The organism is Lentibacillus kapialis, assembly GCF_014646635.1.
Lineage (GTDB): Bacteria > Bacillota > Bacilli > Bacillales > Amphibacillaceae > Lentibacillus > Lentibacillus kapialis.
In genome coordinates this window covers 1-1,212 of the sequence record NZ_BMNQ01000120.1, presented here as the reverse complement: position 1 = coordinate 1,212, position 1,212 = coordinate 1, and the positions used below count along the sequence as shown (strand labels likewise).

Below are 1,212 nucleotides of genomic sequence, written 5' to 3'. Positions count from 1 at the left end.
ACTTCGGGTGTTGCCAACTCTCGTGGTGTGACGGGCGGTGTGTACAAGGCCCGGGAACGTATTCACCGCGGCATTCTGATCCGCGATTACTAGCGATTCCGGCTTCATACAGGCGAGTTGCAGCCTGCAATCCGAACTGGGAATGGTTTTGTGGGATTTGCTTCACCTCACGGCTTCGCTGCCCTTTGTTCCATCCATTGTAGCACGTGTGTAGCCCAGGTCATAAGGGGCATGATGATTTGACGTCATCCCCGCCTTCCTCCGGTTTGTCACCGGCAGTCACCTTAGAGTGCCCAACTGAATGCTGGCAACTAAGGTCAAGGGTTGCGCTCGTTACGGGACTTAACCCAACATCTCACGACACGAGCTGACGACAACCATGCACCACCTGTCACTCTGTCCCCGAAGGGAACACGGTATCTCTACCGTCATCAGAGGATGTCAAGACCTGGTAAGGTTCTTCGCGTTGCTTCGAATTAAACCACATGCTCCACCGCTTGTGCGGGCCCCCGTCAATTCTTTTGAGTTTCAGCCTTGCGGCCGTACTCCCCAGGCGGAGTGCTTAATGCGTTAACTTCAGCACAAAGGGGTGGAAACCCCCTAACACCTAGCACTCAACGTTTACGGCATGGACTACCAGGGTATCTAATCCTGTTCGCTACCCATGCTTTCGCACCTCAGCGTCAGTTACAGACCAGAGAGTCGCCTTCGCCACTGGTGTTCCTCCACATCTCTACGCATTTCACCGCTACACGTGGAATTCCACTCTCCTCTTCTGCACTCAAGTCCTCCAGTTTCCAATGACCGCCCGCGGTTGAGCCGCGGGATTTCACATCAGACTTAAAAGACCGCCTGCGCGCGCTTTACGCCCAATAATTCCGGACAACGCTCGCCCCCTACGTATTACCGCGGCTGCTGGCACGTAGTTAGCCGGGGCTTTCTGGTCAGGTACCGTCAAGGCGCTGCCCTCTTCGAGCAGCACGTGTTCTTCCCTGACAACAGAGTTTTACGATCCGAAAACCTTCATCACTCACGCGGCGTTGCACCGTCAGACTTTCGTCCATTGCGGATGATTCCCTACTGCTGCCTCCCGTAGGAGTCTGGGCCGTGTCTCAGTCCCAGTGTGGCCGATCACCCTCTCAGGTCGGCTACGCATCGTCGCCTTGGTGAGCTCTTACCTCACCAACTAACTAATGCGCCGCGGGCCCATCT

1 rRNA gene is annotated in these 1,212 nt (G+C 55.7%); it reads right to left on the bottom strand.

The features are described 5' to 3' along the window. Positions 1-1,212, bottom strand: a 16S ribosomal RNA gene (locus IEW67_RS17830); the annotation flags it as partial.